Genomic DNA, 24,662 nt, shown 5'->3' on the forward strand with positions numbered 1-24,662 from the left:
CCGGCGCATGGTGCATAGGGCCGATCGGGCGAATCCGACCGGCTTCCTCGCGAATGCGCCGCACGTTGCTCGCCGTAATCGTGCCGCGTCGATCTTCCCCCGATCCAGGCGTCCACTGCGGACATGGAGTGATCCTCGAAGCGGCCACGACACCAAGGTTCAATGCGCGCCTTGATGTGCGTACAATTGCCTTTACGACTGAGGCGCTGATCATCGGCACCGATTTCTGATCACCGCAGCCTCGAATACTTGCTTTATGGTCGCGAAAGATTCCGGAAAAGATGACAAAAAGCAGACATGGACAGCCCACCCGTTCCTGGTCGACCCAAGCTCGAGAAGGCATTGCATGGCCAACGTGAAGGTTTCGCGGGCGGTCGCCACGGTCCCCGGTCCACGCACTCGTCCGCACTTCGACCGGTCCCAGCTGGAATACCTGGCCACCGGCCGGATCTCCGCCCTGTTCGGCCCGCGGTTCGCGGCCCAGGACCACCGGCGGCGGCAGACGAGACTTCCCGCTCCCCCCATGCTGCTGGTGGACCGGGTCACCGCGATCGACGCCGCGCCGGGGGTGCTGGGCACCGGTGTCATCCACACCGAGACCGACGTCGGCGTCGGCAGCTGGTACCTCGACCCGGCCGGCCGGATGCCCGCCGGAATCCTGGTCGAAGCCGGCCAGGCCGACCTGCTGCTGATCAGCTGGATGGGGATCGACCTGGCGATCGACGAGGACCGGGGGTACCGGTTGCTGGGTTGCGAACTGACCTACCACGGCGAGCTGCCGCGTCCCGGCGAGATGCCCCGGTACGAAATCCACATCGACGGCCATGCCGAACACGGTGGCGCCCGGCTGATGTTCTTCCACTACGACTGCTATGTCGGCGCGGAGCTCCGGCTGTCCCTTCGGGGCGGCCAAGCGGGTTTCTTCACCGATCGCGAGCTCGCGGCGAGTGCCGGGGTGCAGTGGGACGCCGCCGGCAGTCCACCCGCGGCCGCGCCGGTCGATCCGCCGGCCATCACCGGCGCACCGGCATGTTTCGACGCGGACGCCGTGCGGGCGTTCGCCGCCGGCGACCCGGCGACGTGCTTCGGTCCCGGCTGGCGGTCCACCCGCAGCCACGTGCGGACTCCGCGGATCGCCGCCGGCGACCTGCTGCTGCTGCACGATGTTCCCGAATTCGACCCACGGGGAGGCCCGTGGGGAAGGGGCTACCTGCGGGCGCGGGCGCCGATCACCGGCACCGAATGGTTCTTCGCCGGGCACTTCCACAACGACCCCTGCATGCCCGGCACCCTCATGCTCGAGGGCGGCATCCAGGCGATGGCGTTCCTCCTCACCGGACTCGGGTACACCACGGAGCGGGACGGCTGGCGGTTCGAGCCCGTGCCGCACCGGCCGAGCCCGCTGCGCTGCCGGGCGCAGGCGACGCCGGACTCGCGCCTGCTCACCTACGAGGTCTTCGTCGTCTCGGTGGTGGCCGGTCCCGTGCCCACCCTGATCGCCGATCTGCTGTGCACCGTCGACGGTGTCCCGGCGTTCCACGCGAGCGGCGTCGGGCTCCGGCTGGTTCCCGACTGGCCACTGGAGCACTGGCGCCTCGCCGGGCCACACCGCGAACAGACCACCGGCGCGCCCGTTCCCCTGCCCGCCCTCGGCGGCTTGGCCGGCTACCACGATCCCGGCCCGGTCGCCCTGATCGACGGCGTGCCCGCCGATCTCGCTTCGGTGCTGGCCTCGGCATGGGGCCGCCCCTCGACGGCCCTCGGCCCCCAGGTCGCCGAGTTCGACGGCGTGCCCCGCTGGCCACGCCTGCCCGGCCCGCCTTACCACTTCCTCAGCAGGGTGGTCTCGGTCGACGGGGCCTTCGGCTCGGCACGTCCGGGATCCCGGGTCACCGCGGAGTACGACGTGCCCGCCGAGGCGTGGTACTTCGAGCAGAACAGCACGCCGACGATGCCCTTCGCCGTCCTGATGGAGGTCGTGCTCCAGCCCTGTGGCTGGCTGGCGATCCACACCGTCGGGACTCGCCACAGCGCCGACGACCTGAGGTTCCGCAACCTCGACGGTGAGGGCACGGTCCTCGGCGAAGTCGGGCCGGGGCCCCGGGTTCTGCGTACCGAGGTCGAGCTCCTCTCGGTGGCCGAACAAAGCGGGATGATCATCGAGTCGTTCGCGGTCGAGTGCACCGCCGACGGCGCCGTCCTGTTCACCCTCGAGACGACGTTCGGCTTCTTCCCCCCGTCGGCCTTCGCCGACCAGGTCGGGCTGTCACCTTCGGCCTCGGAGCGCGCCCGGCTGGCCGCACCGGGCGGGCCGGTACTGGACCTGCGGGCGCCGGAGAAGGCGGACCGGACCGCCCTCGACCCTCCCGGCCGCATGCTGCGGATGCTGGACCGGATCACCGGGTACTGGCCGGACGGCGGGCCGGCCGGGCTGGGGCGGCTGCGGGCGGAGAAGGACGTCGACCCCGGCGAGTGGTACTTCCGGGCGCACTTCTTCCAGGACCCGGTGCAACCCGGCTCCCTGGGCGTCGAGGCGATCTGCCGGCTGCTGCAGCACTACCTGGTGGTGTCCGGGCGGACGGCGCAAGTGCCCGGCGCACGCTTCGAACCGGTCATGACCGACAGCCCGGTCAGCTGGAAGTACCGCGGGCAAGTGGTGCCCGCCGACGGCCTGATCACCGTCGAACTGGACGTCGTCGAGGCAGGTACCGACGCGCACGGCTGTTACGCGATCGGCCGGGCGTGGCTGTGGGTCGACGGCCGGCGCATCTACCACCTGCCGCGCATCGGAATGCGGGCGGTCGCCTCCGCGGGGACAACCCGCCCGGCGGCACCGTGACCGTTCGCGCCGCGGTCGCGAAGTCGCCGACAGGCCAGGCAAACCAGGAAGGGATGCGGAAATGAAACGCTCGGAATCGCGAGGCCGGATCCGGTGGGGCCGTTTTGCCGGGGTGCTCGGGCTGGCGCTGGCCGGGGCAGCCTCGCTCGTCACGGGGCTGTCGCAGGGAGCGCTCGCGGCGTCGTTCGCGGTGTCGGGGAGTTCGTTCCAGGTGAGCGCGGACCAGCTGGTCGGCGAAGGCTTCGTCCTGTACGGCGATGTCGACCGGGGCTCGGGGGCGGCCCACGTCGTCGCCGTGGGTGCCTTCCGGAAGGCGACCCTGGACAACTTCTGCCAGTCGATCTTCCTGCCCAAGGTGCCTCTCGTGGGCGACACGACCCTCGTGCTCACCTCGGGTGGCCCGGGTGGCATGGCCGCCACGGACATCGTCCTGGGCATCGCCTCGTTGACCGGGGACCTCACCCTCACCGACACCCAGATCGGCATCGACGCCGGACAGCTCACCAAGGGGCCGGCTGACGCCAAGGGCCAACCCGGAGCGTTCGGCATGCAGGCCGGCACCGCGACGATCGGCCGGCTGCGCCAGGTCGCCTGGAGCACCAACGCGCAGACCCTGCGGCTGAAGAACCTCGCCGTGTCGCTGAGGAGTGGCAAGAATGAGTGCTTCTGAGCCCCCGGTCCGCCCGTGGTCGCCCGGACGGGACTTCCGATGAGCAGCGGACGGCGTGACCGGATCGAGGCCGCCTGGCGGAGGTTCCGCGATTGGCACCGCCGTCGGCCCTTCGGAGCCGGGCTGTTCCTGCTCGCGGCCGGTGTCGTGATCGGGCTTCCGCCGTACGCCTCGTTCCGGCTGGGCGACGTGGTCCTTTCGATCAGGACGATCGGCGGGCTGTCGGCGTTGCTCATCGCCGCCCTGCTCCTGATCTGCACGGTCGCGCTGTGGACCAGACCCCAGTACCGGGTGGCCGCGGGAGTGACGGCGATCGTGGTGTCCCTGGCCGCCTTGGTCAGCAGCAACCTCGGTGGCTTCCTGGTGGGCACGGTGCTGGGACTCGTCGGCGGGGCACTGGCGCTGGCGTGGGCGCCGCCGGCCGGACCGTCCGCCGAGCCGGACGAGGGGCGGGAGGGGGAAACCGGCTCTTCACCGTCCTCGTTCCGGTCCGCGGGGACCACGATCCTCGTCTTCGGTGTGCTGGCCGCCGTCCCGGCGGTCTCCCGCTCGGCCGAACCCGTTCCGGCCGCCGAGGTCTCCGCGGCCGCGGTCACGCACGGGCCGCCGTCGGGCCGGGCGTGGGTGCTCACGGCGTCGGTCCTGCGGCTGGCGGGCCTGCAGTACCTCGGGGTGGGAACCACCAGGATGGGCGACGCCACGGTCGCGGTGCTCAGGTTCACCGCCCACCGCGTCGACCTGACCAGCCTCCGGCAGACCAGCGAACTGGCCGACGGCCACACCGGCACCATCACCGCGCCCCCCGGAAGCGTCTCGACGGCCACCGGCGACCCGGTCGAGCTGCTCACCCTGCGGCTCACCGGCACCCTGAGCCTGCTCGGCCTCATCGGCATCCCGGTCGACTTCACCCCCGCCCAACCGCCACCACTGGTGCTGCCCTACCTCACGTTCACCGACGTGACCGTCGTCAACACCGACCTCAAGCACGCCCGCCTGGTCATCCCCCAGGCGAAGCTGACCGTCACATGAGCGCCGTGGAGGCCGGGACGGCCAGAGAAGAACGACAGCGCGCGGTGATCATCGGCTCGGGTGTCGGCGGGAGCATCGCCGCGTTCCGGCTGGCCGAAGCCGGGGTGGACAACGTGGTGCTGGAACGCGGGCGCCGCTGGCCGGTCGCGATCGAGGGGGCGGCTTCGCCGTGGCGGAAAGAACTGCTGTGGGGCCGCACGGCACGGCCGTCACTGCGGCCGCGCGGGGGTGTCACGGCCACGGCCGCACGGCTGGCCATGGCGGGTGCCGTCACGGCGGCGAGAGGACGCACCGGGCCGCTGGAGCTGGTGGTGCACCCCGATCTCGTCCTGGCCTGCGGAGCCGCCGTCGGGGGCGGCACGCTGACCTACGGCGGGGTGCTGGGGCAGCCGCATCCCGGTCCGTTCTCCCGGGTGTTCCCGGCCGAGCTGGACTACGCCGAGCTCGACGCCGTCTACTACCCCCGGGCGCGCCGGCGGCTGGGGGCGGCGGCGTTTCCCGAATCCCTGCTGCAGCACCCCCAGTACCGCGACGCGCGGATCTGGCACGAGGCACTGGGTACGGCGGGCCTGCGGGTCGAGCCGATCGTCGGCGGCTTCGACGCCGAGACGATCGAAGCGGAACTGGCCGGCCGGGCCACACCCGCGGTCACCATCGGCAGATACTCTCTTTCCGGCTGTGCGAGCGGGGCGAAGACGAGCGTGGACCGGACGTACCTGGCCCGCGCGGAGGCGACCGGCCGGACCGAAGTCCGCCCCCTGCACCTGGTCACCGGGCTGGCCGAGGACGAGGAGGGCCGCTACCGCGTTTCGGTGGACCGCCTGGACATCGGCGGCGCGGTCGTCGAGCGGCTGGTGCTGGTCTGCGACGAGCTCGTGCTCGCGGCCGGCGCGGTGCACACGCCGCAGCTGCTCGTCGCCGCCCGCGACAGTGGCGGGCTGCCCCGGCTGAACGAGCACGTGGGCCGGCAGTGGGGCACGAACGGAGACCAGGCGTGCTTCCTGGTGACCCCCGCCGTCCGCCGGAACCGGCCACCGGCCGGGCCGCCCTCGTACTTCGGCTGGGACCACGACGACGGCCTTTCGGTCCTGCACGGACCGATCCCCCTGCCCAGCGGGCTCCTGCTCGTTCTGGGGATGGGGCTGCCCGACGGATTCGGGCAGTGGCGCTACCGGCCGGAAAGCGGCACGACGCACCTGGAGTGGGATCCCGCCAACGACGCCACCGCGCGCCGTCAGTTCGCGGCCACGGTCCGCAAGGTCGCCGCCGGGCTCCCGACGATCAAAGTGCTCGACCCGATCGGCCCGCACGCGGCTCACCCCCTGGGCGGCGCGCCGCTCGGCAAGGCGACCGACAGCTGCGGACGGCTGCACGGCTACCGCAGGTTGTACTGCTTGGACGGCGCCCTGATGCCCGGCTCCACCGCCGCGGTCAACCCCGTGCTCACCATCGCCGCCATCGTCGAGCGCTGCTTGGACCACATCGTCGGCGACCTGACCGACGGCCCGGCCGTGACCCGGTAGCGGTGTTCGGCGACCACGTCGAACGCCGGTCCACCGACTGGCGCAGAGGCGGTCACGACCTGGTGCACGCTGATTCCAGCACGCCCCCCGGCACCTCATCCACCTCCTGACCTGGAGGGACCACGACGTCCCGCCCCCAGGTTTACCGATGACCCGGAATTGGTAATCAGCGGCCATGTCGTCGGAACAGGCTGCGCCGGGCGAGCTGCCGCTGGATGGTGAGCTGGCCACCGTTGCCGCCCGGATGTCCGGGTTGCTGCTGTCGCGGGAAACCGTGGATTCCGTGCTGGAACTGATCGTTTCGCTGGCCGGGACGACCATCACCGCCGCCGCGGGGGTGGGCGTCACCCTCGTCGATGCCGATGGGGGCTTGGTCACCTCCAGCGCGTCGGGGCCGCTCGTGCGCGAGGCCGACACCCTGCAGTACGAGCTGGGCGAAGGTCCCTGCATGGCCGCCCTGGCCGATTGCTCGCCGAAGCGGATCGATGATGTCACCACCGACCGGCGGTGGGTGCGGTGGTGCGCCGCGGTGGCCGGCTCGGGGCTGCGGTCGGTCGTCACCGCTCCGATGGTCACCGAAGACGGGTGCCACGGGGCCATCAAGATCTACGCGACGGCTCCCGGTGCGTTCGGGCCTTCCGACGAGCGGGAGCTGATGACGTTCGCCGACCGGGCCGCGGTCCTGGTCGCCAATGCCCGCGCCTACGAACGGGCCAGCCGGTTCAGCGAGCGGTTCAAGGACACCCTCCGCGACCGGGACCTGATCACCATGGCGAAGGGCTTCCTCATGGGCCGGGACGGTCTCGGCGAGGAAGCCGCGTTCGACCGCCTGCTCTCCCAGGCCCGCGCCGGCGGCGTCAGCCCGGCCGAGGCCGCCGAGCAGCTCGTCGGCCCCGCGCCGCGGGAAGGGTGAACACATGCGTTTTCTGCCCGAGGAGGAACAGCAACGGCTGGTCGCCGCCTGCTTCGCCCGGAGCGACCTGACGCTGGAACAGCTGTGGATGCGGTACTTCGCGCTCGGCGGCAGCCTGAGCCTGCTGGAGCTGGACGCCTACCTGAACGGGCTGTTCGCGCTGCCCCGCGTCGACCGTGACATGGTCGCCCACGCCGTCAACGAGCGGCTCGACGAGGTGACCGGGCCGGCCCGCGCGCCCTACAGCCACTCGGTCACCGACGCCAAGCCGTTGCACGGCCCTCTGAAGGCGCTCGTCGACCTGCTGGAAGGCGCCCACCGCGCCCCGCCCGAGCGGCTCCCGGCCATCGTCGCCGAGGCGGGCCGCGCCCTCGACCTGAAGATCGACGTCTACCTGGCGGACTACGACCAGCGCACGCTCGTGCCGCTGCGGCCGGGCGCCACGGAGCTCGACATCGAGACCACCGTCGGCGGCGACGTGTTCCGCCGCGCCGGGACCACTGTCACGCGGGAAGGCACCATGTGGACCGTCCTGCTCGACGGGGTCGAACGGCTCGGGGTGCTGGAAATCGTCCCGTCCGGCGACGCCGACCCGGACGACCCGGTGCTGCGGGAGCAGTGCCGCTGGCTGTCGGCGCTGCTCGGGCACCTCGTCACCATCACGACCAAGTACGGCGACGGCCTCGACCGCCGTCGACGGCACCGGCTCCGCCGCTCCCCCACCGAACTGCTGTGGCAGAGCCTGCCGCCGCTCACCGGCGCCACCGAACGCGTCGTCGTGGGCGTGAGCGTCCAGCCGGCCTACGACCTCTGCGGCACCGTGTTCGACTACGCCCTCTCGGAGGGGCGGGCGCAGCTGGCGATGTTCGACACCGGCGCGCGCACCGGCAGCGCGAACACCGCCGTCTTGAACGCCCTCGCCGCCTACCGCGCCGCCCGCCACGGCGGGGCTTCCCTCGCCGAGCAGTTCGCCGCGGTCGGCGCGGAGCTCGAAGCCCGCGCCGGCGCGCCGGCCGTCAGCGGGGTGCTCGCCGAGCTGGACCTGGGCACCGGCGTCCTGCGCCTGCTCGGCGCCGGGCAGGCGGCGCCCCTGGTCGTCCGCGGCGGCGAGGCCCTGCCGGCCGCCGAGTGCGCCGCCACCCGGTTCGCTTCGGCCGGCGGGCCGCCCCCGGTCACGGAGATCCGGCTCGAACGCGGCGACCTGCTCGCGCTGTACTCCCGGGGCGTCACCGAGACCACGAACGGCGCCGGGGAGCCGTTCGGCCGCGCGCGGATCGCCGAGCACCTCGGCCACGACGCCGACGAGCTGCCGCCGGAAATCGCCCGCCGGCTCACCCGCGCCGTCCTCGACCACGGCCGCGGGGAATTCCGGCAGGACGCGGGCATCCTGATCACCCGCTGGGTCGCCCGCTGAGAGGACCGTCGCCTGCTCAGCAAGCGGTGTCGTGCACTTCGGCCGACAGCAGCTCCCGCAGGGCGTCGGAGAGGGACGCGAACATCGGGACGACCGCGGCCAGCCCGGTGATCCGGAACAGCCGCGCGAGGGTCCGGCTGTTCGCCACCACCCCGAACCGCCGTCCTTCGGCACCGGCCCGCTCCGCGGCGGCCGCCAGCGCGCGGGCGCCGGCCAGGCCGACGAAGGCCACCTGCTTGAGGTCGACCACGGTCGTCCCCGGTGGCGCCGCGCGCAGCTCGCGCTCGAGGATCGGCAGGGTCAGCGCATCGATTTCGCCGGCCAAGGTCAGCACCAGGAAGCCGGGGCGGTACACCGTCCGGCGCGCCGTGAGGGGCGCGGACCGGGTGGGGACCGGGGAGGTGGGGGACACGGGTTCGGCAGGCCTTCCGCGCCGGCCGGGGCCGGCACCGCAGTGACGTGATCAAGGACGGGATCTTGATACCCAAACGCCCGGCCCGGAAACCGGTTTCTTCACGGCGAGCCGGTCGTGAAGGCCGACCAGAGCCGTTCCGCGGCTTCGCGGGCCGGGGCACCGGGCCGGATCTCCGGAGTGCCCTCCGGCTGGGCGGCCACGTGGCCGCCCAGGTGCTCGACGAGGGCGACGGCCAGCTCGCGGACCTTGACGTTGAACTCCTGGCTGGCGCGGCGCAGGGTCTGCCAGGCTTCCTCCGGCGGGCACCGCCGGAGCGCCATGATCGCCCCTTTCGCCTGCTCGATGGCGGCGCGGGAGGCCAGCAGGTCGAGCATCTGGTCGGGGTCGCCCGCGGTGGCGGTCTCGGCGACCACCAGGGTCATTTCGGTGAGCTTCGCGTAACGCAGCAGGACGCTCAGGGTGTCGGCGCCGGGCGGCCGGTCGAGCGTGGCCGACAGCACGAAAGACCCGTCTTCGTCCCAGTACCCGGGCAGCGCGACGGCGCCGCGGACGGCCGCGGTCGCCGGACCGCCGTCGAACACCGCCTCGCGGGTCAACTCGGGCCAGCGGCTGTCGCCGAAGAGGCGGTCGGTCGTGACCGGCTCCCCGGTGGCGGCCGCGACGGCGACCGGGCCGCCGTGCGCCAGCTGGGCGGGCAGGAGGTGTTCGGCGACGCCCGCGGTGGCCAGCACCCGCAGCGGCCGTTCACCGCGGCTGACGGTCAGGCCCGCGCCGAGGCACCCGGGCAGCTCGGCGGCGATCCGCTCGAGCAGCGCCTGCAGCAATTCGGTCAGCGGTCTCCAGCGGTCCGCCGCGTTCATCAGTGTCTCGGTCACCGAACCTCCACCGGTCTTGGTTCCCTTGATTTACCCCAAGACGCGCTGCTCCGCCTCCGTCACCGCGCCGGTTTGTGGGCCCGGCCACGCGGAGGGCGGAACCGGAGCGGCCGTCCGGCGGAACGGGATCACCCGGCTGCGATCCGCTGCGGCCTGCTCCGCACGACCGGGCACGACCCGAACGAGCGGTTTACCGGGCGCCGCGTCCCGGGTAGCCATCCGGTGATGCGAGGAGGCGCCATGACCGACCGGTGGTACCGGTGATGTTCAGCGAAGTCGTCGTCGCCGGGCAGATCGCCCGCGACCTGGTGATCGAGGTCCCGGACGCACCCGCACCGGACTCCTCGGCCCCGGTGCGGCACCGGCAGGAACTGCTCGGCGGGAAGGGCGCGAACCAGGCGGTGGCGCTGAGCCAGCTCGGGGTGTCGGTGTCCCTGGTCGGCGTCGTCGGCCGTGACCGCACCGGGGACGCGCTGCTCGCCCAGGCCCGGGCCGACCGGATCGGCACCTCGCACGTGATCCGGCGCGCCGGCGTGGAGACGGCGCTGCTCATCGACGTCGTCGACGACCACGGCCGTCGCCGCTACCTCGAGCACGTCCCGGAGCCGACGCTGCTCACCGAAACCGACGTCTTCGCCGCGTCCGCCCCGATCTCGGCCGCCGCCTCCCTCATCGTGCAGCTGCAGCAGCCCGCCCCGGCTGCGTTGCTGGCGGCCCGGCTGGCGCACACCGCCGGCACCCGGGTCGTGCTGGACGGCGCACCGCAGGACGCCGCGCTCACCTCGGACCTGCTGGCCCTGGCCGACGTCGTGCGCGCCGACGGCCACGAGGCCGAGCTCCTCACCGGGCAGCCGGCGGATGACGTCGCTTCGGCCGCTCGTGCCGCCGCCGAACTCCGGCGGCGCGGGCCGTCGCTGGTGGTGCTCGAGGTGTCCGGGCAGGGGAACCTCTTCGCCGGTCCGGAAGGCACCTGGTTCGTGCCGCACGTCGAGACCGAGGTCGTCGACCCGACCGGCGCCGGGGACGCGCTCGTCGCCACCCTGACCGCGGCGCTGACCCGCCGGCGGCCGCTGGAGACGGCGGCGAGCCTGGCCGTCGCGGCGGCCGCGGCGACGACCGAGCACGCGGGCGGGCGCCCGCACCTGTCCCGCGCCGAACTCGACCGGCTGCAGCCCCGGCAGCTGGAAACCGTGCGCGCCTGAGGACCTACAGGCCGGGCAGCTTTTGTTCGAGACCCAGCAGCGCCGAGAACGGATCGCCGTGCGCGGCCAGGCGGTCCGGAACGTCCCGGATCGTCCACCGGTCGGGCGCGAGCCCGGGGTCGTCCAGCTCGTCCCACTCCAGCGGCACCGAGACCGGCGCACCGGGTCGCGGACGGACGCTGTAGGGCGCGACGAGGGTCTTGTTGAGGACGTTCTGCGTGTAGTCGAGCCGGGCCCGGCCGCGGCGCTTGTCCTTCGTCCAGGCCCAGCTGACCAGGTCGGGCAGCACCCGCCCGATCGTCCTGGACACCGTCTCCGCCCACGCGCGGGTCTGCTCGAAGGTGCAGTGCGGCGCGATCGGCACCCACACCTGGATCCCGCGCTGCCCGGTCACCTTGGGCCGGCCGGTCAGGCCGAAGTGCTCGAGCGCGGTGCGGTGCAGCCGCGCCAGCTCCAGCACCTCCTCGAACGTGGTCTCCGGGCCCGGGTCGATGTCGAACAGCACCCACGTCGGGTGGTCGACGTCGGCGGCGCGGGAGGTCCAGGCGTGCAGCTCCAGCGCGCCGTAGTTCGCCAGCCACGCCAAGGTGGCGACGCTGTCGGCCACGGCGTAGCGCTGGCTCTCCCCCGGTTCGGCGCGCTCGTTGCGCCAGGTGGTCAGCCAGCCGGGCGCGTGCTGCGGCACTTCCTTCTGCCAGAAGCCCGGCTCGGTGACCCCCTGCGGGAAGCGGTGGGTGTTCAGCGGACGGCCGGCCAGGTAGGGCAGCATCACCGGCCCGACGGTGACGTAGTAGCGGATGAGGTCCCGCTTGGTGACGGGCTCACCGCCACCGGCCGCGGGGAAGAGCACCTTGTCCAGGTTCGTCAGGGCCAGTTCGCGGCCCGCCACCGACCACCGGCCCTTGGCGCCCAAGGCGTCGAGGGCCGCCAGCTCGTCCTCGGTCGGGGCCTGCCAGCCACCGACGGCTTCTTCGGCTTGCGCGGCGGGGCGGTCGCCGTGCCAGAGGGCGTCGGGGTGGGCCGCGACCTCGTCGTTGGTGCGGCCGCTCTTCACCGAGCGCGGGTGGTCTTCGGCGTCCCAGCCGGCCTGCGCGTGCTCGTCCTGCTTGTGCAGGAGGAACCACTGTTCCTTGTCCCCGCCGTCGCGGCGCGTGCGGACCAGGACGAACCGCCCGGCCAGCTTCTCGCCGTCGAGGTCGAAGTGCAGCGTCCCGGCCTCGATCGCGCGCGCCGGATCGGCCTCGACCGGCCGCCAGACCCCGCGGTCCCAGACGATGACGTCCCCGCCGCCGTACTCGCCGTGCGGGATGACGCCTTCGAAGCCGGCGTACTCGATCGGGTGGTCTTCGACGTGCACGGCCAGCCGGCGGGCCTTCGGGTCCAGCGTGGGACCCTTCGGCACCGCCCAGCTGACCAGCACGCCGCCGAGTTCGAGGCGGAAGTCGTAGTGCAGCCGGCGCGCCCGGTGCCGCTGCACGACGAACCGGTGGCCGTCCGGACCGGCCGCGGCCCCGCCGGCCGGCTCCGCGGTCCGGTCGAAGTCGCGCATCTCCTGGTAGCGCCGCAGTTTGCGAGCCGGGTCTGCTGCCATGCCGTGGGAGTACCCACTCAGGACGGCGCCGACCAGGGTGGCTGCTTCTTCGCCAGTTCCTCGTATTCGGCGACTTCCTGCGGGGTCGGGTCGGTGCCGGCCTCCTCCGCGAATTCCTCCGGGTCGGTGACGTCGTCGTCGGGTTCGGTCATCCCGCTCAGCTCCCCAGGACGCCGCGGATGAGGTCGCGCGCGCGGTCCATGATCGCCGCGGGCGGACCCAGCAGCAGGTTCGCCTTCGCGCTCTCGACACCGGGGTGCGGGCGGGTCGGCCCCACCGCTTCGGCCACCTTGGCGGTCGCGGCCATCGCCCGCAGCCGCTCCGGCGGGCGGTGGGCCCGCAGCAGCGGGAACTCCTCCCGCTCTTCGTGCTCGGCGTGCGCGAGCACGTCCTCCCGCAGCTGCACGAGGAGGGTGTCGAACCCGTCGGCCTCCGGCCCCATCTTCTGCAGCGTGGTCAGCAGTTCCTTGGCCCGGTGCTCCTCGCCCAGCCGGGCGTCGACGACGGGCCCCGCCGCGGGCTCCAGGTCGCGGATCTCCGGGTGCACGACCAGTTCCTCCGCCGTCTCGTGCACCGCCAGCAACCGCACGAGATCGTGGAACAGCTCCGGCCGGCGGTCGCCGTCGGCGGTCTCCAGCGCGGCGAACAGCTCGCGGATCTCCCCGTGCTGCCGCTGCAGCAACTCGATGACGTCCTCGTCGTTCTCCGCCATGGAGAACCTCCTCCTCGGTCGATGATCGGTCGGTGATCGGTCGGAAGAGGCTTTCCCCGTCCCGGGCGGCTTACTCGTCCCGGTTCGCCACTGTGAGCCACAGCGCGCCCGCGACGGCCACGGCGAAGCCCGCCACGGTCCACCACGACCACCAGCCGAAGAAGGCGACGACCAGCCCGACGGCGAGCAGCACGCCCCCGCCCACCGAGGCGGTGTCCTCGTTCCGGGAAAACCCTCCGGTGATCGCCATCAGCTCATCCTCCCGTCGACCGCGGCCACGACCAGCGCCGCGCAACGCGCCACCGTCAGGCCTCTCTCCTTCGCCATCGAAACCAGGGCCGCGTGCGCGGCCGGGCGCGTCAGGCCTTGCGCCGCAAGGACTTCCAGGGCCACACCCACGACATCGGTGGCGGGTGGGGTGGCGGTGCGCACGGGCATCGGAAGACCTCCGGCTGTTTCGGCGGCGAAACGAACGCGACCGGGTACCCCGACTCGCCGCGTTTCACACCCTCCACCGAACCCTTCCGGGTGGTGTCCGTTCAACTCCCGGTGAGCCATACCGCGGTGTCCGGTGGCACGCGCCCGGCCTCCAGCGGCCCGCTCGCCAGCAGCACCCGCGCGTCGCCGGGCAGCTCCCACGGTTCGGGCGTCAGGTTCACCACGCAGCCGAACCCCGGCTCGCGCGTGAAGGACAGCACGCCCTCCGGCGCGGGCGACCACGTCATCGTCCCGTCCCCCAGCGCGGGGTGGTCCCGGCGCGCGGCGAGGGCCGCGCGGTACAGGCGGAGCATCGAGCCCGGGTCGTCCGCCTGGGCCTCGGCGGTCAACGTCCGCCACCGGGCGGGCTGCGGCAGCCACGTCGGCGTGCCGTCGCCGGTGAACCCGAACGGCGGCGCCGTCCCCGACCACGGCAGCGGCACCCGGCAGCCGTCCCGGCCGCGCCGGGTGCGGCCGGAGCGCTCCCACGTCGGGTCGGCGAGCACGTCCTCGGGCAGGTCCTCCACCTCCGCCAGGCCCAGTTCCTCGCCCTGGTACAGGTAGGCACCCCCGGGCAGGGCGAGCATCAGCAGCAGCGCGGCGCGGGCCCGCCGCGTCCCCAGCGCCAGGTCGGGCTCCTCGCCGTCCCCGCGCCCGAACCGCGTCACGTGCCGGACGACGTCGTGGTTGGACAGCACCCACGTCGCGGGCGCGCCGACCGCGTGCAGCGCCTCGAGGGTCCGGTCGATCACCTCGCGCAGCGCGCCGGGATCCCAGGCGCAGCGGAGGAAGTCGAAGTTGAACGCGGTGTGCAGCTCGTCCGGGCGGACGTACCGCGCGAGGCGGTCCGGGCGGTCGACCCACGCCTCGGCGACGAACACCCGGTCCGGGCCGAACTCGCCGGCGACCTGCCGCCACGAGCGGTAGATGTCGTGCACGCCGTCGCGGTCCCAGTGCGGGTGGCGGCTGCGGTCGGGCGGCCGCACGATCTCTTCGTCGTCGGCGCCGAGGTCGGGGAACGCCGGGTCCTTGAGCAGGCCGTGGGCGACGTCGATGCGGACGCCGTCGACCCCGCGGGCGAACCAGAACCGCAGCACGTCCTCGAAGTCGGCGCGGACCTCGGCGTGGCCCCAGTCGAGGTCCGGCTGTTCGGGGGCGAACAGGTGCAGGTACCACTCACCGTCCGCGACGCGGGTCCAGGCCGGCCCGCCGAAGACGCTGCGCCAGTCGTTCGGCGGCCGCTCGCCGTGGGCACCGCGCCCGGGCCGGAAGTGGTAGCGCGCGCGTTCGGGCGAGCCGGGACCGGCCGCCAGCGCGGCCCGGAACCACCGGTGCCGGTCGGAGGTGTGGTTCGGCACGACGTCGATCACGACGCGCAGGCCCAGCCGGTGCGCCTCGGTGATCAGCGCGACCGCATCGTCGTCGGTGCCGAACAGCGGGTCGACGGACCGGTGGTCCTCGACGTCGTACCCGCCGTCGACCATCGGCGAGCGGTACCACGGCGTGGTCCACACGGCGTCGACGCCCAGCTCGGCCAGGTATCCGAGGCGGGTGCGGAGGCCGGCGAGATCCCCGGTGCCGTCGCCGTCTGCGTCGGCGAAGCTGCGTACGTAGACCTCGTAGACCACGGCGTCGCGCCACCAGTTCGCGGAGTCGTCCATGACACCCGAGTATCTACGCTGGGGGGCGTGACCGACGCGTGGGAATGGGATCCGTCCCTCTATTCGGGCAGCGCGGAGTACTACGCGCGGGGCCGCGTCGCCTATCCCCCGGGCCTCGCGGCGGCCTTCGCCGCCGAACTGCAGCTCGACGGATCGGGCCGGTTGCTCGACGTCGGCTGCGGGCCCGGGTCGCTGACGCTGCTGCTGGCCGGGTCGTTCGAGGAGGCGGTCGGGCTCGACGCCGACGGGGACATGCTCGCCGAGGCGGGCCGGCTCGCGGCGGACGCGGGGATCGGGAACTGCCGGTGGGTGCACTGATCGCTTTGCGGGGGTCCGGGTGGCGAAGCCCCCGGCCTGGGGCGGAGCCCCGGATGTCACCGCGCGCGGAGGACCTGCCCGCCGGGCTGGGCCGGTTCCGGCTGGTCACCTTCGCCCAGTCGTTCCACTGGTTCGACCGGCTCCCGGTCGCGGCCGCGGTGCGCGGCATGCTGGCGCCCGGCGGGGGTCTGCGCCCACGTGCACGCGTCGACGCACGAAGAGGTGCACCCGGCGATCACGGAGCTGGTGCGCGGGTACCTCGGCCCGGTGCGGCGCGCGGGACGGGGTTCGCTGCCGGGCGGCACGGCCGGCGGCGAGGCGGCGATCTACCGCGCCGCCGGGTTCCACGGCCCGCGGCGGTTCGAGGTGCCGGGCCGCGTGGTCACCCGGACCGTCGACGAAGTCGTCGCCGGCGTGTTCTCGCTGTCGAGCTCGGCGCCGCACCTGTTCGGCGACCGCCGTGCGGAGTTCGAGGCCGAGCTGCGGCGGCTGCTGGAGCCGGTGGAGACGTTCACCGTGCGGCTGCGCGAGATCGCCGTCGACCTCTGGTGGCCGCTCACCACGGGTTGTTGAAGTCCTCTTCCTCTTCGACGGCGGTGCGGGGACGGCGTGCGGCACGGGGTTCGTCCCGCACGGGCCGCGACGCGGGCGCCGGCGCGAACCCGCCCGGGCCGGGATACTCCTCCGCGGCGAAGGCGGAAGCCGGCTCGGCGTGCGTGCGGTCGGTGCTCCAGCCCGACTTCGTCTTGCGCTGCGCCATCTCGCGGACGTGCTGGACGTACCGCTCGGCCGCCTGGACCTGCTTGGTCATGTACTCGTGCGACCGGGCCTTGATCTCCTCGCCCTGCTGTTCGCGCAGGGCACGGCGATCGGCCTGTTCGCGGACGAGGCCGTCGAGCTCGGCCTTCATCCCGGCGATGTCGGTCATGCGTCCTCCTACCAGGTCCGGGCGGACGGCGGGTCTTCGTCGTCGTTGAGGGAGCCGATGATCCGGCGGCCGGGCTCACCGAGGTTGTCGAAGACGGCGCCTTCGATCCGGTAGGCGGAGGACCGGCGCTCGGTGTCGCCGCCCCCGCCTCCCTGGGCCCCGCCCATGGCGCCCATGGCGGGCATCCCGGACATCGACGAGCTGGGCGCCCCGGCCGCCCCGCCGGCGGAGGCGAACGCGGCCGCCGGCTGCGGCTGCGCGGCCCCGGCACCGGTGTGGGCGCCGCCCGACATCGGCGTCTCCCCGAGCCCGCCGGAGCCCGGATCGAAGCCGGCGCCCGAGACGCCGGACCCGCCGTGCGAGCCCCCGCCGATCCCGGCCGCCGACGGGCCGCCACCGCCACCGTGCGAACCCGGGTCACCGGCGCCGCCGCCGTGGTGCGAGCCGTCCCCGCCACCGTGCGAACCCGGGTCACCGGAGCCGCCGCCGTCGTGCGGCTTGAGGTCCTCGAGCGTGCCTCGGTGGGTGGGCAGGTCGTCGAGCTTCTTCGCCGGGGTGTCACCGAGGGCGCTGTCCGGCTTGTCCTCGCCCTTGTCCTCGTCCTTGTCTTCGTCGCCGAGGGTGTAGGTCGTCGGGGTGCCCTGGCCGTCGTCGACGGTGACGACCGTCGGGCCGTCCGGGCCGTCGGGCTGCTCGGCGGTGATCTCGAGGTCACCGTCCCGGATGTGGATCTTGCCGTCCGGGCCGGGGCGGTAGGTGTCGGTGTCCGTCCCTTGTGGACCGTCGCCGGGTTGGCCGTCGTCGGACCAGTCGAGCTTGAAGTCCTTCGGGTCGCCGGGCCCGTCGCCGACCTTGATGTCCATCTTGCCGTCGTGGTCCGGCTCGGTCATCTCGAAGGTCTTGTCGCCCTGCTTGACCTTGAGGACGTCCGGGTCGTCGTCGCCCGTGTTTTTGCGGTTGTCGCCGAGCAGGCTGTCGGGCTCCGTCTCGATGCCCGGGCCGCTGAACTCCTTCAGCGCGTCCGCGGCCTTCTTCTTCGCCTCCTCGGCGGCCTGCTCGGCCGCCGCCTTGCCGTCGTCCCCGGAACCGGAACCGCCGCCCAAGCCGCCGGCACCGGCGCCCGACTCCGTCTCGATGCCCGGGCCACTGAACTCCTTCAGCGCATCCGCGGCCTTCTTCTTGGCCGCTTCGGCGGCCGCGGCTGCCGCGTCCTGGCCATCACCGGACGGTGGCGGCACCGAAGACGGTGTCGTGTCGCCGGATCCCGGACCCGCGCCGCCACCCGAGTCCGCGCCACCCGAGCCCGAACCAGCCGAGCCCGACCCGGCGCCGGACTCCGTCTGGATGCCCGGACCGCTGAACTGGCTCAGCGCGTCCGCGGCCTGCTTCTTCGCCGCCTCGGCCGCCTCCGCCGCCTGCTGCTTGGCCGCCGCCGCGGCCGCTCCGTCGTCCTGGCCGGCCGGCGAGCCGGAGCCACCGCCCGTGGAGCCGCCTCCGGACGGCGTGGACCCGTCCGGGATCGGCGGCACCGGACCGCCGCCACCCGCGCCCGAGCCCGACCCGGAACCACCGCCGGAGCCACTGCCGGAACCACTGCCCGCGCCGCTCGGCAGGTCGGTCCCCGAGCCGCCACCGGACCCGGCGCCCCCGCCCGGCACACCGGACCCCGAACCCGTGTCGGGAATCGACGGCACCGGACCGCCACCTCCGCCGGCGCCCGAGCCACCGGACCCCGAGCCACCGGATCCCGAGCCCGACCCGGAACCACCGCCGGACCCGCCCGAACCCGACCCGCCCGAGCCGGACCCGCCCGAGCCGGACCCGCCCGAACCCGAGCCCGACCCACTGCCCGAACCACCGGGCGCGCCGGGGCCACCGCCGGAGCCGCCGGCCGCACCGGAGCCACCGCCGGTACCCGCACCGCCCGTCCCGGACCCACCGGGCAGGGAAACGCCTTCGAACTCGTTGCGGATCCCGCCCATGACCTTGTCGAGCGCGTCGTAGGCCTGGTCGACCAGGTCCTTCGTGTCCTTGCAGGTCTTCGCGAACCCCTGGTACAGCCGGTCCCACATGTCGGGGTTGAACTGGTTCTGCACCCACTGCTTGGCCAGGTCCTGGCCGTGCTTCTTGATCTCGTCGCCGTCGCAGCAGCCCTGGTCGTTGAGCGTCTTGACCAGGTTGGTGCCGAAGTTGAGGTCCATCCAGCCGGCGATCTGGGCGAGGTCCTGCTCGTTGCCGTGCTCGCCGTTGGCGACGGCGACCACCTTCTGCGCCATCGTGTAGTCGGCCTTGCCGACCAGGTCGGTGTACATCCCGACGACCGCGTCGGCCTTGCCCTTGCACAGCTGGAACACCGTCGTGACGGTGCTCAGCGTCGCCTCGCTCGCGGTGGAAAGCGTTTGGGAGAGCTTGGTCGCCTTCGGCTGGATCTTGTCGTTGTAGGTGTCGGACGCCGCGTCCGCACCCGCGCCGCTCCAGGTCCGGTACAGGGTGCCCAGCTGCGAGCCGGTGTCCTGCACCGTCCGGTCCACCGTCTCCGCACCGCGCTTGAAGTGCGCGGCATCGGCGACGAAGTCGGCGAAGCTGATCCCGCGTTGCTCGTCGAAGGGCTTGCGGATGTCGTTGTCGAGGTCGAGCGCGCGGGTGTTGCCGCGGCAGTCGGCCGGGATCTTGGCCAGCAGCGACCCGAACGTTTCGAACAGCTTCAGCGCGGGCGCGGCGGCGTCGAAGATTTCGTCGGACGTCTTCGTCCCGGAGGCGCCGGCTCCGTCGCCGGTGGCGGCGGGCGGCCGGGTGGCGTCCAGCTTCGCCTTGCCGTCGTCGACGGCTTTCTTTTCCTGGTCCTCGTTGTAGCTGTTCTGGTCGCCGCTCTTCTTCGCCTTGTCGTAGGCCTCGTCGACCGACTGGCCGGCGAACAGCGGGTTCGCGCTGTACGCCTCGGCGTATTTACCGGCTTCCTGCCGCTTCTGCTTGATCTCGTCCGGTTCCTGGTCGGCCAGGAACGGCGGCGGTGGCGGGTTTTCGCGCAGCCAGCTGCTGATCAGCGCGCTCTTCTGCGCGGCCGGGACGCTCGGATCGTCCAGCAGCGCCTTGACGTCGGACCACTTCTTCCTGTCCGCCATCAGCGCGCTCCGGCGTTCGTGATCGTGCCGGCCTGGTTGTCTTCGTTGGTGCCGTAGCTCGTCCCGGCGGTGCCGAGGTTCGTGCCGAACGAGCCGAGCGTGCTGCTGTAGCCGGAGACCGCGGCCCACAGGGCCTGCGCGCCGGCGGTGTACTTGGCCGCGTGGGCGCCGTGCGCCCGCCCGAACTTCTCCGCGGTCACCTGCGGGGTCTGCAGGTCCGGGTTGTCGTCCAGCAGGTGCTCCGCCAGGTCACCGATCGTCTTCGAGGCCGTCGACAACGCCTCGGTCGTCGCGGTGTACCCCCCGCCGCTCATTTCAGCGCCTCTCCGTAGGTCCGCCGGTTCCCAGGGCCTCCGCGAGCACGGCGGCCACCGAACCCACGTCGGTGAACCGGTCGAGCCGGTCCAGGTCGATCGTCACGCCGTAGTAGATCTCCAGTGCCGCCAGCAGCTTGATCCGGCCCTTCGAGTCGATGCCCAGCTCCTCCAGGGGCGCGTCGGGCTCGACGAGAGCCGGGTCGAGCCGGAAGGTGTCGCAGACGACCTTCGTGACCTCGGCGCGGTGATCACCCACGGACGTCACCATAACGTGCCTTCGCGGCCGATCGGGCGACCTTGCCGCTCGATGTGCGCGGAAGTCCACCGGAAGGGACCAGACGTACCGCACGCAGCGTGAGACCGTGTTCGCGCGACACCGCGCGCAGCACCGCCCGGGTCACCTCCCGGGCATCGGCGTCGGCCCCGCGCGCGCACTCGGCCACCACCACCGCGCCCTCGCCTTCGTCGTCGGTGACGCCGAACGCGGCGACGCGATCGCGGCGGACCGCGGGATGGGCTTCGCCGGCCGCCGCTTCGATGTCCTGCGGGTGGAAGTTGCGGCCGTCGATGACGATGAGGTCCTTGAGCCGTCCGGTGACGTAGAGGTCGCCCCGGTGCACGACGCCGAGGTCGCCGGTGCGCAACCAGCCGCCCAGGCCGTCGAGCTCGGCGCCGAAAGCGGTGGCGTCGCCGCGGCCCCAGTAGCCGTTCGCGACGTTCGGGCCGTGCACCCAGATTTCGCCGACCACGCCTTCGGGCTGCTCCTGCCCGTCCCGGACGATCCGGACGAGCTGCCCGACCGCCCGGCCGACCGACACGAGTTCCTGGCCGCCGTCGGTTTCGACGGCCCGGCCCTGCGCGAGGGCTTCGCGGTCGAACACCGCGCCGCGCGGCCCTTCCTCGCCCGCGCTCGCGACGTACACGGTGGCTTCGGCGAGACCGTACGACGGCCGGTGCGCCTCGCGCCGGAACCCGTGTCGCCCGAACACCTCCTGGAAACGCTCGATCGTGCGCGGCCGGACCGGTTCGCTGCCGTTGAGCGCGACCCGCACGTCCGACAGGTCGAGGTCTTCGCCGGTGCCGGCGTCGGCCGCCAGGTCGTAGGCGAAGTTCGGGGCGGCGGTGAAGACGGCGGGGTGCTCGGCGATTTGCCGCAGCCACCTCGAAGGCCGGTGCACGAACTCCGCCGGGGCCATGAACACCGACCGCGCGCCGGCGAAGACCGGCAGGCACAGCAGCTGGATCAAGCCCATGTCGTGGAAGAACGGGATCCAGCCCGCGCAGGTCGTGCCCTCGTCGACGGCGTAGGCCCGGCTGCCCTGCCAGCAGGCCGCGACGATCGCCCGGTGGGGGATCACCGCGCCGGCCGGCTCGCGGGTCGAACCCGACGTGTACTGCAGGTAGGCGGGACTCTCCGGCGGCACCGGCACGGGATCGGCGCCGGGCCCGGTCAGCTCGTCGACCACCACGACGTGCTCGTGCGCGGGCAGCCGCTCCGCCGCGGCCGACGACGTCAGCCACACGCGCGCACCGGAATCGGCCAGGACACCGGTGAGCCGGCCGGTCTGCGCGGCGTTCGACGGCACCATCAACGGGACGGCGACGAGACCGGCGGCCAGCGCGCCGAAGAACGCCAGCGGGTAGGCGAGTTCCTGGCCCGCGAGGATGGCGACCCGCTCCCCCGGCCCGGCCACCCGCCGCAGTTCGCCCGCCACCACGCGGACGCGGGTGGTGAACTCCGTCCAGGTCAGCGTGTGCTCGGCGGCGCGCGTGTGGTCCTGGTGGGTGAACAACGGCCGCGAGTCGTCCTTGCGGGCGAACAGCCGCTCCACGATCGAAGTGCGCAGCACCGCCTCGGGCACGGTCGCCGGCGCGGTCGGACGAGGCACGCTGCGCAACGTACTGGACGCCGGAAACCCGGTTCACCACCGGGGCGGGGCGCGGGTACGGTCGCAGACCATGGCCTCACCGGAAGCGCTGGTCTCCGCCCTCGCGGACCCGGACCGGCTGCAGCTCTTCGCCCGCATCTGCACAGCGCCGGAGGGATTCGAGGCGGGCCCGGCCACCGCCAAGCTCGCGAAACGGCTGGTCGACGCGGGGCTCGTCACCGTGGCCGATGGCCGCTACCGGGCCGTGCCGGAGGTGTTCCGCGACGCGCTCGCCAAGGCACCGGCCGACCCGCTCGACGCGCTCTTCCGCCGCGGCCGGCTCGTCTCGATCCCCCACTCGGGCCGGCGACGGCAGCTGCTGCTGGAGTACCTCGCCGAGCGGTTCGAACCGGGCCGGCTCTACACCGAGCAGGACGTCCGCGAGAAGCTGTCGATGGTCCACGACGACCACGCGACGCTCCGCCGCTACCTCGTCGACCAAGGCCTCCTGCAGCGCAGCAACGACGGCGGCGCCTATGGCCGTCCGTCCGAAGCGCGCGTCGCCGGCTGAGTCCCGGGAAGGCCGAACAGCGCCAGGACGGCGGGGGCGGCGAACACGACGTTGTGCGCGATCCGCGCGCCGCGCACGGTCAACGACTGCAGGGTGTGCAGCCGGTACCCCCCGGCGCCGTCGCGGCAGTACGCCGCCAGGGCGGGCCGGCCGTTGGCGGCCGTCCGGGTCATCCGCCACTCCGGGCCGCGCATCGCGAACAGCCGCTCCATGAACCGGCCGTAGTCACCGCGGCCGCGGAACCACAGCGGCACCGGCGGCATCTCCATCACGACGTCGTCGGTCAGCAGTCCGACCAGGCCGGTGACGTCCGCCCGTTCGAACGCCCGCACGTAGCGGTCCAGGACCGCTTCCACCGCGGCATCGTCCGGCTCGGGTACTTCGTCCGCCGTCAGGCCGCCGAGACCCGTGCGGGCGCGTTGCAGGGCGCTGTTGACCGCGGCCGGGGTCGTGTCGAGGAAGCCGGCCACCTCCGCCGCGCTGAACTCCAGGACGTCCCGCAGGATCAGCACCGCACGCTGCTTCGGCGGCAGCGTCTGCATCGCCGCCAGCAACGCCAGCCGGAGCGTGCCGCGGCGGGCCAGGCGGAGGCCGGGGTCGTCGAGGCGGGCGTCCGGGAACGGCTGGAGCCAGGGGATCTCGAGCGACGGCGTCAGCGGCGCGCCCGGGTCCTCGCCCGGGCCGCCGAGCCCGGACGGCAGCGGCCGCCGCGCCCGGCCCTCCAGCGCGGTGAGGCAGGCGTTGGTGGCGATCCGGTAGAGCCAGGTGCGCACGGACGCGCGGGCCGGATCGTAGCCCGCCCACGCCTTCCAGGCGCGGACCAGCGTCTCCTGCACCAGGTCCTCGGCCTCGTGCACCGAGCCGAGCATGCGGTAGCAGTGCGCCAGCAGCTCGCGCCGGTGCGGTTCGGTGCGCGTCGCGAAGTCCTGCATCGGTCTCCCGTCCGGACGGTGGCGGTGGGTGTACCGGCGCCGCCGCCGGGATTCATCGCCGACGGGAGAAGATTCTCACCCCAGGTCGTCGAAGTCCTCCGGCCGCAGCTCGTCCAGCTCGGCGCGGAACCGGGCGACCTCGGCCTCGGCGTCCAGCACGTCGGCGGCCGGCCCTTCGGTCTCCTGCTCGACCTCCAGCTGCACGGACGCGACGTCCAGCACCTCTTCGGCCACGCGGATCGGCGCGCCCTGGCGCAGGCCCAGCGCGACCGCGTCGCTCGGCCGGGCCGACACGCGGGTGCCCGAGGCGAGCACGAGGTCGGCGTAGAAGATGCCGTCCCGCACCTCGGTCAGCTCGACCGCGGCGACGCCCTGGCCGAACGCCGCGAGCACGTCGCCGAGCAGCTCGATCGTGCCCGGGCGCGGCTGCGCGATCTGCTCCCGCGCGCGCACCAGGGCTTCGGCCTCGCCGTACCCGATCATGATCGCCAGCCAGCGGCGGGCCCCCTCCGGCTCGCGCAGCAGCATCAAGGGCGCCTCACCGGGAACCGGGACCGCCATCCCCACCACTTCGATCGGGATCACGCTGACCACCGCACCCTCCGTGTCGCGGGATTCCTCCGCGCGCGTAATACCCAGAACGGCGGGACGGCAACCCGAACCGGCCGCCGTTTTTCCCGGGCGGGCTCTTCTCGGCTGCGGTGAACGCCGGGACACCTTGCCCGGCCCCGGCCACCGCTGTCACCGTCGGAGCGTGGAACCGACGATTTCGCGCAGTGTCACCGTCCCGGCCGACCCGGGCACGGTCTGGTCGTGGGTCACCGACCTGCCGCGGATGGGGGAACTGAGCCCGGAGAACGTCGGCGGCCGCTGGCTGGACGGCGCCGGGCCGGCCCTGGGCGCGCGGTTCCGCGGCCGCAACCGCAACGGCGACCTGCAGTGGTGGACGCGGGTGCGGGTGGTCGCGTTCGAGCCGGGCCGCCGGTTCGCCTTCGACGTGCGCACGCCGTTCGGCTCGCGGGTTTCGCGGTGGGAGTACGTGCTGGCGTCGGCGCCGGGCGGCTGCCTGGTCACCGAGAACTGGTACCGGATCGGCAGCTGGGTGGTGCGGAAGTTCATGGGGCCGCGCGTCACCGGCCGGGCCGACCGGCCCGGCTACAACGCCGGGTCGATCGAGCACACCCTCGCGGCCCTGAAGGCCCGGGCCGAGGAGCGCGCCGCCGCGTGACCTGAGACGCCCTGAACTGATCAGTCTCTTGTTAGGACCCATGTTGTCCAGCTAGGT

General features: G+C 73.2%; 26 protein-coding genes. 11 read left to right on the forward strand and 15 right to left on the reverse strand.

Annotated elements, in window-relative coordinates; translation table 11 throughout:
- Window positions 1-346: 346 nt before the first annotated feature.
- From AB0M80_RS36450 to AB0M80_RS36475, 6 genes are all read left to right on the forward strand, one after another.
- Entirely contained in the window at window positions 347-2,839 is a 2,493-nt protein-coding gene (locus AB0M80_RS36450) for a hypothetical protein (RefSeq protein ID WP_364574052.1), read from the forward strand.
- Between the two features lie 61 nt (window positions 2,840-2,900).
- On the forward strand, window positions 2,901-3,509 hold the full coding sequence (locus AB0M80_RS36455) for a DUF6230 family protein (RefSeq protein WP_364574054.1): 609 nt from the start codon (window positions 2,901-2,903) through the stop codon (window positions 3,507-3,509).
- Window positions 3,510-3,548: 39 nt separating this feature from the next.
- The gene (locus tag AB0M80_RS36460; RefSeq protein ID WP_364574056.1) at window positions 3,549-4,538 is read left to right on the forward strand and encodes a DUF6114 domain-containing protein; all 990 of its coding nucleotides are present in this window, start codon (window positions 3,549-3,551) and stop codon (window positions 4,536-4,538) included.
- A complete protein-coding gene (locus AB0M80_RS36465) occupies window positions 4,535-6,061 on the forward strand; it encodes a GMC oxidoreductase (RefSeq protein WP_364574058.1) in 1,527 nt (508 codons plus the stop codon). Before AB0M80_RS36460 ends, AB0M80_RS36465 begins: the two co-directional genes overlap by 4 nt.
- Window positions 6,062-6,236: 175 nt before the next feature.
- On the forward strand, window positions 6,237-6,974 hold the full coding sequence (locus tag AB0M80_RS36470; protein ID WP_364574060.1) for a GAF and ANTAR domain-containing protein: 738 nt from the start codon (window positions 6,237-6,239) through the stop codon (window positions 6,972-6,974).
- A gap of 4 nt (window positions 6,975-6,978) precedes the next feature.
- On the forward strand, window positions 6,979-8,388 hold the full coding sequence (locus AB0M80_RS36475; protein ID WP_364574062.1) for a PP2C family protein-serine/threonine phosphatase: 1,410 nt from the start codon (window positions 6,979-6,981) through the stop codon (window positions 8,386-8,388).
- A 16-nt stretch (window positions 8,389-8,404) separates the two neighbouring features.
- Here the strand turns inward: AB0M80_RS36475 and AB0M80_RS36480 are convergent, their stop codons facing one another.
- Together AB0M80_RS36480 and AB0M80_RS36485 are read right to left on the reverse strand one after the other, a co-directional pair.
- Entirely contained in the window at window positions 8,405-8,800 is a 396-nt protein-coding gene (locus AB0M80_RS36480; RefSeq protein ID WP_364574064.1) for an STAS domain-containing protein, read from the reverse strand.
- 101 nt (window positions 8,801-8,901) lie between these two features.
- On the reverse strand, window positions 8,902-9,678 hold the full coding sequence (locus AB0M80_RS36485) for an ANTAR domain-containing protein (RefSeq protein WP_364574066.1): 777 nt from the start codon (window positions 9,676-9,678) through the stop codon (window positions 8,902-8,904).
- 263 nt (window positions 9,679-9,941) lie between these two features.
- Here AB0M80_RS36485 and AB0M80_RS36490 point away from each other — a divergent pair, with 263 nt between their 5' ends.
- On the forward strand, window positions 9,942-10,880 hold the full coding sequence (locus AB0M80_RS36490; protein ID WP_364574068.1) for a PfkB family carbohydrate kinase: 939 nt from the start codon (window positions 9,942-9,944) through the stop codon (window positions 10,878-10,880).
- Between the two features lie 4 nt (window positions 10,881-10,884).
- Here AB0M80_RS36490 and ligD read toward each other — a convergent pair whose 3' ends face one another.
- The 6 genes from ligD to AB0M80_RS36520 form a co-directional block, all read right to left on the reverse strand.
- Complete coding sequence (ligD, locus tag AB0M80_RS36495) at window positions 10,885-12,471, reverse strand: non-homologous end-joining DNA ligase (RefSeq protein ID WP_364574070.1); 1,587 nt, start codon at window positions 12,469-12,471, stop codon at window positions 10,885-10,887.
- Between the two features lie 17 nt (window positions 12,472-12,488).
- The gene (locus AB0M80_RS36500) at window positions 12,489-12,623 is read right to left on the reverse strand and encodes a hypothetical protein (RefSeq protein WP_364574072.1); all 135 of its coding nucleotides are present in this window, start codon (window positions 12,621-12,623) and stop codon (window positions 12,489-12,491) included.
- Between the two features lie 5 nt (window positions 12,624-12,628).
- Window positions 12,629-13,183, reverse strand: coding sequence for a hemerythrin domain-containing protein (locus tag AB0M80_RS36505; RefSeq protein ID WP_364574074.1), 555 nt, complete (start codon window positions 13,181-13,183; stop codon window positions 12,629-12,631).
- 70 nt (window positions 13,184-13,253) lie between these two features.
- Entirely contained in the window at window positions 13,254-13,433 is a 180-nt protein-coding gene (locus AB0M80_RS36510) for a hypothetical protein (protein WP_364574076.1), read from the reverse strand.
- Window positions 13,433-13,621, reverse strand: a complete 189-nt coding sequence (locus AB0M80_RS36515) for a hypothetical protein (RefSeq protein WP_364574078.1) — start codon at window positions 13,619-13,621, stop codon at window positions 13,433-13,435. Before AB0M80_RS36515 ends, AB0M80_RS36510 begins: the two co-directional genes overlap by 1 nt.
- A gap of 101 nt (window positions 13,622-13,722) precedes the next feature.
- Window positions 13,723-15,321: an alpha-amylase family glycosyl hydrolase gene (locus tag AB0M80_RS36520; protein ID WP_364574080.1), complete on the reverse strand. Its 1,599-nt coding sequence runs from the start codon at window positions 15,319-15,321 to the stop codon at window positions 13,723-13,725.
- A gap of 27 nt (window positions 15,322-15,348) precedes the next feature.
- Between AB0M80_RS36520 and AB0M80_RS36525 the strand changes: the two genes are divergently transcribed.
- Both AB0M80_RS36525 and AB0M80_RS36530 read left to right on the forward strand, forming a co-directional pair.
- Window positions 15,349-15,639 (forward strand): methyltransferase domain-containing protein, encoded by a 291-nt coding sequence (locus AB0M80_RS36525; protein ID WP_364574082.1) that lies wholly within the window; start codon window positions 15,349-15,351, stop codon window positions 15,637-15,639.
- A 198-nt stretch (window positions 15,640-15,837) separates the two neighbouring features.
- Entirely contained in the window at window positions 15,838-16,212 is a 375-nt protein-coding gene (locus AB0M80_RS36530) for a hypothetical protein (RefSeq protein WP_364574084.1), read from the forward strand.
- Here the strand turns inward: AB0M80_RS36530 and AB0M80_RS36535 are convergent.
- Genes AB0M80_RS36535 through AB0M80_RS36555 form a run of 5 tightly spaced genes read right to left on the reverse strand, consistent with a single transcriptional unit; the run spans window position 16,196 to window position 21,895 of the window.
- Window positions 16,196-16,567 carry a hypothetical protein gene (locus AB0M80_RS36535; protein WP_364574086.1) on the reverse strand — a complete coding sequence of 124 codons (372 nt, stop codon included), beginning with the start codon at window positions 16,565-16,567 and terminating at the stop codon, window positions 16,196-16,198. The two genes, AB0M80_RS36530 and AB0M80_RS36535, sit on opposite strands and share 17 nt — an antisense overlap.
- Before the next feature lie 8 nt (window positions 16,568-16,575).
- Window positions 16,576-19,689: a WXG100 family type VII secretion target gene (locus tag AB0M80_RS36540; RefSeq protein WP_364574088.1), complete on the reverse strand. Its 3,114-nt coding sequence runs from the start codon at window positions 19,687-19,689 to the stop codon at window positions 16,576-16,578.
- On the reverse strand, window positions 19,689-20,003 hold the full coding sequence (locus tag AB0M80_RS36545; protein WP_364574090.1) for a hypothetical protein: 315 nt from the start codon (window positions 20,001-20,003) through the stop codon (window positions 19,689-19,691). The genes AB0M80_RS36540 and AB0M80_RS36545 overlap by 1 nt, the downstream gene beginning before the upstream one ends.
- Window position 20,004: 1 nt before the next feature.
- On the reverse strand, window positions 20,005-20,262 hold the full coding sequence (locus AB0M80_RS36550) for an acyl carrier protein (RefSeq protein ID WP_364574092.1): 258 nt from the start codon (window positions 20,260-20,262) through the stop codon (window positions 20,005-20,007).
- Window positions 20,255-21,895, reverse strand: coding sequence for a fatty acyl-AMP ligase (locus AB0M80_RS36555; protein ID WP_364574094.1), 1,641 nt, complete (start codon window positions 21,893-21,895; stop codon window positions 20,255-20,257). Before AB0M80_RS36555 ends, AB0M80_RS36550 begins: the two co-directional genes overlap by 8 nt.
- A 70-nt stretch (window positions 21,896-21,965) precedes the next feature.
- Here AB0M80_RS36555 and AB0M80_RS36560 point away from each other — a divergent pair, with 70 nt between their 5' ends.
- The gene (locus AB0M80_RS36560; protein ID WP_364574096.1) at window positions 21,966-22,445 is read left to right on the forward strand and encodes a DUF2087 domain-containing protein; all 480 of its coding nucleotides are present in this window, start codon (window positions 21,966-21,968) and stop codon (window positions 22,443-22,445) included.
- Here AB0M80_RS36560 and AB0M80_RS36565 read toward each other — a convergent pair.
- On the reverse strand, window positions 22,409-23,377 hold the full coding sequence (locus AB0M80_RS36565) for a sigma-70 family RNA polymerase sigma factor (protein WP_364574098.1): 969 nt from the start codon (window positions 23,375-23,377) through the stop codon (window positions 22,409-22,411). The genes AB0M80_RS36560 and AB0M80_RS36565 overlap by 37 nt on opposite strands.
- Before the next feature lie 75 nt (window positions 23,378-23,452).
- Window positions 23,453-23,971, reverse strand: a complete 519-nt coding sequence (locus tag AB0M80_RS36570) for a bifunctional nuclease family protein (RefSeq protein ID WP_364574100.1) — start codon at window positions 23,969-23,971, stop codon at window positions 23,453-23,455.
- 160 nt (window positions 23,972-24,131) lie between these two features.
- On the opposite strand from AB0M80_RS36570, the gene AB0M80_RS36575 reads away from it, so the two are divergent.
- Window positions 24,132-24,605, forward strand: a complete 474-nt coding sequence (locus AB0M80_RS36575) for an SRPBCC family protein (RefSeq protein WP_364574102.1) — start codon at window positions 24,132-24,134, stop codon at window positions 24,603-24,605.
- Window positions 24,606-24,662 lie beyond the last annotated feature (57 nt).

This window comes from Amycolatopsis sp. NPDC051045, assembly GCF_040682955.1.
GTDB lineage: Bacteria > Actinomycetota > Actinomycetes > Mycobacteriales > Pseudonocardiaceae > Amycolatopsis.

Coding starts and splice junctions, on each gene's coding strand:
- AB0M80_RS36450 (WP_364574052.1), top strand. CDS start 347: ATGGCCAACGTGAAGGTTTCGCGGGCGGTCGCCACGGTCCCCGGTCCA.
- AB0M80_RS36455 (WP_364574054.1), top strand. CDS start 2,901: ATGAAACGCTCGGAATCGCGAGGCCGGATCCGGTGGGGCCGTTTTGCC.
- AB0M80_RS36460 (WP_364574056.1), top strand. CDS start 3,549: ATGAGCAGCGGACGGCGTGACCGGATCGAGGCCGCCTGGCGGAGGTTC.
- AB0M80_RS36465 (WP_364574058.1), top strand. CDS start 4,535: ATGAGCGCCGTGGAGGCCGGGACGGCCAGAGAAGAACGACAGCGCGCG.
- AB0M80_RS36470 (WP_364574060.1), top strand. CDS start 6,237: ATGTCGTCGGAACAGGCTGCGCCGGGCGAGCTGCCGCTGGATGGTGAG.
- AB0M80_RS36475 (WP_364574062.1), top strand. CDS start 6,979: ATGCGTTTTCTGCCCGAGGAGGAACAGCAACGGCTGGTCGCCGCCTGC.
- AB0M80_RS36490 (WP_364574068.1), top strand. CDS start 9,942: ATGTTCAGCGAAGTCGTCGTCGCCGGGCAGATCGCCCGCGACCTGGTG.
- ligD (WP_364574070.1), bottom strand. CDS start 12,471: ATGGCAGCAGACCCGGCTCGCAAACTGCGGCGCTACCAGGAGATGCGC.
- AB0M80_RS36500 (WP_364574072.1), bottom strand. CDS start 12,623: ATGACCGAACCCGACGACGACGTCACCGACCCGGAGGAATTCGCGGAG.
- AB0M80_RS36505 (WP_364574074.1), bottom strand. CDS start 13,183: ATGGCGGAGAACGACGAGGACGTCATCGAGTTGCTGCAGCGGCAGCAC.
- AB0M80_RS36510 (WP_364574076.1), bottom strand. CDS start 13,433: ATGGCGATCACCGGAGGGTTTTCCCGGAACGAGGACACCGCCTCGGTG.
- AB0M80_RS36515 (WP_364574078.1), bottom strand. CDS start 13,621: ATGCCCGTGCGCACCGCCACCCCACCCGCCACCGATGTCGTGGGTGTG.
- AB0M80_RS36520 (WP_364574080.1), bottom strand. CDS start 15,321: ATGGACGACTCCGCGAACTGGTGGCGCGACGCCGTGGTCTACGAGGTC.
- AB0M80_RS36535 (WP_364574086.1), bottom strand. CDS start 16,567: ATGACCGACATCGCCGGGATGAAGGCCGAGCTCGACGGCCTCGTCCGC.
- AB0M80_RS36540 (WP_364574088.1), bottom strand. CDS start 19,689: ATGGCGGACAGGAAGAAGTGGTCCGACGTCAAGGCGCTGCTGGACGAT.
- AB0M80_RS36545 (WP_364574090.1), bottom strand. CDS start 20,003: ATGAGCGGCGGGGGGTACACCGCGACGACCGAGGCGTTGTCGACGGCC.
- AB0M80_RS36560 (WP_364574096.1), top strand. CDS start 21,966: ATGGCCTCACCGGAAGCGCTGGTCTCCGCCCTCGCGGACCCGGACCGG.
- AB0M80_RS36565 (WP_364574098.1), bottom strand. CDS start 23,377: ATGCAGGACTTCGCGACGCGCACCGAACCGCACCGGCGCGAGCTGCTG.